Origin of the sequence: Pseudoalteromonas sp. BSi20652 (assembly GCF_000239855.1) — a bacterium.
Classification (GTDB): domain Bacteria; phylum Pseudomonadota; class Gammaproteobacteria; order Enterobacterales; family Alteromonadaceae; genus Pseudoalteromonas.
The window spans coordinates 50,691-57,164 of sequence record NZ_BADT01000161.1 but is presented as its reverse complement, the minus strand read 5'-3'; the positions used below and the strand labels follow the sequence as shown (position 1 = coordinate 57,164).

The following is a 6,474-nucleotide window of genomic DNA, read 5'->3' as shown; positions in this document are numbered from 1 at the left end:
CTCCTCTTTCATTTCTCTTTGTGCAATAGATCTTTAAGTGGTTTTGTTCAGATTCAATGAATTTCGATACCGGTACAAAAGAGCGCGATATAAATATCGCGCTCTTAAATGAACTTTCAACTAGCTCAAATGAGTTTACTCGCTTTCATTTTCCATAAAACGTTGTAACTGATCTTTTAAGTTTGGCGGAATACCTTTAATCACTAGTGTATCGGTTGCTTCGTTATAGGTAACACGCTCACCTAAATGCTTACGCTCAAAGCTCACACTTACACCACCACCAAGGCCCGAAAACTTAACCATACTGGTTACTGTTTTTTTATCAACGGGGAAGGTTTCCTCTAAATCGTAGCTTTGCTCTTTACAAAAACTATCAAACGGGCTGTCGTCGCCTTTTGTAAGCGTAGCAGAAAGCTCGCTTACACTTGCGTCTTCACCGGTCGTTACACAGTCATTACAGTAATCAAATACTTGTTTACGTAAGTCGTCTTTTTCTGATTTATCAAACTGTTGCTCTGATAAATAATCCTCAACTGCGCTAAGCATTACTTGGCTTTGCTGCTTTGAATCAATACCCTCTTCACAGCCTAAAAAGTCTAAGAAAAAATCTGCAACTTTGCGCCCTGCACGCCCTTTAATAAATGAAATATAACGATTATCTTCAGCTTGTGTATCCCACGCGGTTAAATCGATTCGAGCAGCGAGTTGCATGCGAGATATATCAAGGTGGCGAGAAGCCGCTAAATCGAGCTCAGACGTGATTGAATAATGCTCTTTAATATTTATCATCGCAATAAGCATGTAGTCTGTCGCCACATACTGATAATGACAAAAAACTAAGTATCCGGTTTCATTAAACGCATACTTATCTAGCTCTTCTTTTAAAACCGTGGAGGCTTGCTCGGTCATGTGCCAAAAACCAAGCTCATTATTACGGTAGCTTTGCATTGCGGATGCAACTACACTGTTTTTGTCACCACTGAAGGCGCAATAACCTTTACCAGGTTTGCCATTGTATGCATGATGTAATTGTTCGATGAACACAGCCACTTTGTCGTTGATGATCATTTCATCATTTCGAAGATGAATTTGCGTATCGTCGTCTTTTTTGTCTACATAATGAACGACTAATTTTTTAACGTCTGTTGTCATCTTTGTTTTTCACGCCTCTAGTGTTAAAATATGGGAATATATCTATTTTATTGAACCAACTGATGCCAATCTTATCAAAATATTCTAATGAAGAAGTAGAACAAATCGTCGATCAGCTTATTGATGTGTTAACTAAACACAATGCGCCGGTTGATCTAAGTCTTATGTGTTTGGGAAATTCTATCACGCATATCTTAAAAGAGCATGTACCAACAGGGAAAAGACAAGCTGTAACTGAGAACTTTGCAAAAGCTCTTGCTCAGTCGGTTAAATAATATTTATGAATTTATCGCAGCACAATGAATTTTCATCAAAAGCGAGTCAGTTGTTAACTTGGGGGCACTGGTTTACCTTTGCCAACATTTGCTTGGCGTTATTTATTAGCCTGAGCTATTTATTTGCAGACTCGCCTCCAACAAGCCTTATGGGTATTATTTACATGCTAGTGACATGGCTTAGCCATACTAGCTTTATTGCCTTTTTAGCGTTTGTGCTGACGGTATTTCCGCTTAGTTTAGTTTTCCCCTATCCTCGACATATTCGGGGTATGGCTGCAGTAATAGCGACCTTTGGGGCTTCATTACTTACACTTGATGCTTACGTGTATTTTAATTTAGGGTATCATTTAAGTACTTCTGCTTTACCCGAAATTTTATCACTTTTATGGCATCGTTTAACCAGCTCACCGGCTCTGACAACAATACTTGCAGGTGGCATTGTTTTACTTATATTGGGTTTTCAGTTAATTGTTAGTAACTTTACATGGCAACGTTTAGAGCAGCTAAAGCAATTTAAGTTTACGCGATACGCAATTTCATTTTTAGTCGTTTGTTTTGCACTAAGTCACAGTATTCATATTTGGGCTGATGCAAACTTAGAATTTGATGTAACTAAGCAAGATAATGTTTTACCGCTTTCGTACCCTACAACGGCTAAGAGTTTATTAGCTAAAAACGATTTGCTTGATATAGAAACGTATAATCAAGCACATAACGTTAAAATTAATAATCAAAATATAAATTATCAAATGCCAGCACCACTGCAAAAATGTGAGGACTTTACTCAAGCTAAGGTAGACATATTCGTATTTGATACAGATGAACTACTAGCAAAATTTGTAACTGAAAATAAAAACCTATATCAAACCGAACAGTTTTTACAGCCAACTCATCATAGCGATATGCTATTTAGTCTAGTGTATGGTTTACCCGCCTTTTATAAAGCTACAATTATAAAAGATAAAACGTTACCTGCATGGCAAAGCCAACGCCGTAGTATAGAAATATCAGGGATAGACGAACTAAGCTTTGTTAACGATCAAGCACATACAAATAGCGCTATTAGAGTAATTAAAAGTGCTGAGGTTACAATACCACGTGATGGCGCAAAACTTTTTGCATTTAGCTTGGCAAGTGAAAACCAAGAAGTTGTAAGCACTTCTACCTTATATAGTTCTGACGAGCGAATTTCGAAAGTGGATGGATTAATCCAACCAAGTGACTTAATTGCGACAAGTGTTGGTCAGTATCTAAATTGTAAATCAATAGCTAATCAAACAATGCTGGGCGTTAATCTATACAAGAAAAAAGACGACATAGGCGTTAACTACTCACAAGGAGTGGTTATAGCTTACAAAAAAGACCGTATTACACTTATAGATTCAGACGGTAACTTTAAAAATATATCTGCAGCTGAAGGTTTTTCTATTCAACAAGGGCTAGATATTCCGTTTTTAGTACAAAGCATTAAAAAATTAAAAACGTTTATTCAGTAACCATTATACCTAACCTAGCTTGCTATACTGCCAAGCTAGGTTATAGTTTTACTTAAAGCTATACCGCCTAATAAAGTAAAATAATTACAGGGATGACCGTTATGTTTAAGCTTTTTAGCTGCGCTTTTTACATAAGCTGTATTTTGATTAGTTTTAATAGTAATAGCGCAAATACTTACTACAAATGTGTAACAGAAAAAGGGACTATTTTTTCTCAATTCCCCTGCGATAATAACGCAACAGTTTATAAAATAAACACCACAACAAACCAACAATGTGGTCCAAAAGTTGACTACACTAAACAATTGAACGAGCTTGAACGTGAGCGATTGTTGAATGATTTACATGCAGAACTTCGTAGTAATAATTATAAATTATCGATACTTGATCGTGAAAAAGAACGCGCAGAATATAAACAACAGCAACGCCTTAACCATATTTTAGCTAATGATGATAAAAAGCGAATTACTCGTGATATTACTAAAAAACTCAAAGTGATTAACAAAGAATATAAAAAAGACGTCTCTGCCATTACTGCACGGATAAAAAAACTAGAGAAAAAGATCAAATCATATCAATAAATACAGCAATAACTTAAGGTGTAGATTATCTGCAATCTACTTTATTTAGCTTGGTTTTAAACTTAAAATAACATACCCTTAACATAATAGAGTATAAGCTCTAGTGCTATTAAGGAGTTTTTATGCAGCCTCGCCGTATTGCCGAGTTAATTTTAACGGGCTTTAAAAAGCACTATAAATTATTTCAAAAAATAACAGCAAAAGCACCGCATGCTTTTGCTAATAAAGACTGGCATGCTATTAATGATATTAGTCGTTTACGTATTAGTTATTACGACGATCGCGTTAACGAAACGACACAAACCTTAAAAAAAATTCAATCGACTGATAAACTAAATGAATCCCTATGGCTTGAAGTTAAAAAGGTATACCAACACTTTTTTATGCTTTCATCCACAAGCTGAGCTTGCTGAAACCTTCTATAACTCTGTATTTTGCCGCCTCTATCATAGACGCTACTTTCATAATGACTTTATATTTGTACAAGCAACATTAAAAAATGCGCCATCAGTACCCGTTGAGGCCGAATATAGAAGTTACTTTCCTGTAGTCGATGGTTTAAAACCGACAATTAAACAAATAATAAATCACTTTGACTTTAAAGCGCCGTTTATTGATTTAGAACGAGATATTCGTTTACTTGTAAGGGCTTTTTATAAGCAAGCACCCGACACGCATCATCAACCATGGCAAATGCGCTTTGATATACTCCATACTGTATTTTATCGCAATAAAGCCGCTTATATTGTTGGTCGTGTGGTTTCTCAAAGTGGGGTACAACCATTTATTATTGCAGTGCTACACCACGAAGATAAGGGCTTATATTTAGATGCTCTATTAACTAAGTCATCACAAATGCGTGTTATTTTTGGATTTGCGCGTGCTTATTTTATGGTAGAGACTCACGCCCCTTCGGCACTAGTTCGATTTTTAAACCAGCTTATGCCCAATAAAACAATTGCTGAACTATACAACGCAATTGGTTTTCATAAACAAGGTAAAACAGAGTTTTACCGTGAGTTTTTGAATCACCTTACTCAATCCAAAGATGAATTTACCATTGCTCCTGGTACGCCGGGAATGGTGATGATGGTATTTACACTTCCCTCTTTTGGTTATGTTTTTAAAGTAATTAAAGATAAATTTGGCGAGAGTAAACCCTTTGGTCGTGACACTGTTTTAAAACGCTATCAATTAGTAAAAAGCCATGATCGCGTGGGTCGCATGGCAGATACCATCGAGTATTCTAATGTCGTATTTCCTTTGGCACGTTTTGATAGTAATTTACTTACTCAGTTACATAAAACGATTGGCTCTTCAATGGTAATTGAAGGGGAATGGCTAATTATCAAGCATTTGTACATCGAAAGGCGCATGACTCCGCTGAATTTATTTTTAGACAACGCTGATGATGCAAGCGCCGCTGATGCAATAGAAGAATATGGTCAAGCACTTAAAGAAATGATAGCCGTTAATATATTCCCAGGCGATATGTTGTTAAAGAACTTTGGGGTAAGTAAACACAAACGTATAATTTTTTATGATTATGATGAAGTACAATATTTAACAGATATGAACTTCAGAGCGCTACCAAAAGCACAGAATTACGATGACTATCTGACAAATGAGCAAAGTTATTCAGTGGCTCCTCAAGATGTATTTCCTGAGCAGCTTTGTACTTTTGTAACACCAAATCCAATGTACAAACAATTTTTGTTAAGTACACATCCTGAATTAGTTGATGTGAATTTTTGGAAACAGGCACAGCAAAAGATAAAAAATGGGCAGGTGAGCCATATTTACCCATACCCTACAGCACAGCGCTTTATCCATCACTGGTAGACGCAAAGGACACACAATGAATATAAGCAAAATAGATTTAAACTTACTTGTATACCTCGACACGCTTTTACGAGAATGCAATGTTACACGCGCTGCAAATCAGCTAAGTATTACACAACCTGCAATGAGTAATGGTCTTAAACGCTTACGCAACCTGTTTAACGACCCTATTTTAGTTCGTACCAGCGATGGTATGGTACCCACAGAGCGCGCTTTAGAGTTACAACCCGTTATTCGTGGCATATTAATGACGCTTGAAGAAACCCTAGCACCAAACAGAGAATTTGAAGCAAGCCAAAGTAAACGTGTGTTTAGAATAATGGCAAGTGACTACGCAGCAAGCACGCTTGCACCAAAATTGCTGAGTAAATTACATGACGAAGCACCCGACACTACATTAGATATACTCACCCCGAGTGATGTTACATTTCATGATGTTGAAAATGGTAAGGTTGACATGGCTATTAATCGTTTTGAAAACTTACCTCAGTCTTTTCATCATAAACGTATTTGGAAAGATAGCTTTTGCTGCTTGGTAAAAGCCGACAACCCGATTATCGAAAATTTTAGTTTAGATAGTTATTTAAAAGCACGTCATATTTGGGTTAGTAAAACAGGCTTTGGTGTTGGCGTTGGTATGGATCCTAAAGATGTACAAAAACTAGGTTGGGTAGATGAAGCGCTTGCCCATTTTGGTAAACATCGTAATATTGCTACATTTACGCGTAATTATCATGTAGCTATCCATTTAGCAAAAGAGAAAAACCTTATTGCAACCCTCCCCTCTAAAGCTGCAAATATGTATTTGGATGATCCTGGGCTTAAAATTTTAGAACCTCCCTTTCCTATACCACCATTTGAGTTAGATATGATTTGGAGCCCTCTTTTACACAGAGATGCTAGCCACATTTGGCTGCGTCAAAAAGTAGCAGAGGTTGCCGAGGAGCTAAAATAAATTTATTACATAATACAGTGTAAATATTGCTAAGTTTAGCGTGTTAATATTTAACTCAGTAGTTAAAATAAAAAATAAATTTAAAATCAATTAGTTATAATTTTTATCATACTGGAACAGCCCTTGCTTTATTAAGTTGTAGTTTATATTAATTTAATAAAAGAGGTCAT

General features: G+C 36.3%; 5 protein-coding genes and 1 pseudogene. 5 read left to right on the top strand and 1 reads right to left on the bottom strand.

Features of this window, described 5'->3' with window-relative positions; translation table 11 throughout:
* Nucleotides 1-135: 135 nt before the first annotated feature.
* Nucleotides 136-1,152 carry a nucleoid-associated protein YejK gene (gene yejK, locus P20652_RS05640; protein ID WP_008170460.1) on the bottom strand — a complete coding sequence of 339 codons (1,017 nt, stop codon included), beginning with the start codon at nucleotides 1,150-1,152 and terminating at the stop codon, nucleotides 136-138.
* 62 nt (nucleotides 1,153-1,214) lie between these two features.
* Between yejK and P20652_RS05645 the strand changes: the two genes are divergently transcribed.
* The 5 genes and pseudogenes from P20652_RS05645 to P20652_RS05660 all read left to right on the top strand — a co-directional run bounded on the left by P20652_RS05645 (nucleotide 1,215) and on the right by P20652_RS05660 (nucleotide 6,304).
* Nucleotides 1,215-1,427 (top strand): DUF1414 domain-containing protein, encoded by a 213-nt coding sequence (locus P20652_RS05645; protein WP_002961475.1) that lies wholly within the window; start codon nucleotides 1,215-1,217, stop codon nucleotides 1,425-1,427.
* Nucleotides 1,428-1,432: 5 nt separating this feature from the next.
* On the top strand, nucleotides 1,433-2,926 hold the full coding sequence (locus P20652_RS05650) for a DUF3413 domain-containing protein (RefSeq protein WP_008170457.1): 1,494 nt from the start codon (nucleotides 1,433-1,435) through the stop codon (nucleotides 2,924-2,926).
* 101 nt (nucleotides 2,927-3,027) lie between these two features.
* Nucleotides 3,028-3,507 (top strand): hypothetical protein, encoded by a 480-nt coding sequence (locus P20652_RS05655; RefSeq protein WP_008170454.1) that lies wholly within the window; start codon nucleotides 3,028-3,030, stop codon nucleotides 3,505-3,507.
* Nucleotides 3,508-3,629: 122 nt separating this feature from the next.
* Nucleotides 3,630-5,349: pseudogene (aceK, locus tag P20652_RS18620) on the top strand (bifunctional isocitrate dehydrogenase kinase/phosphatase).
* Between the two features lie 16 nt (nucleotides 5,350-5,365).
* Nucleotides 5,366-6,304, top strand: coding sequence for a LysR family transcriptional regulator (locus P20652_RS05660; protein WP_008170449.1), 939 nt, complete (start codon nucleotides 5,366-5,368; stop codon nucleotides 6,302-6,304).
* Nucleotides 6,305-6,474 lie beyond the last annotated feature (170 nt).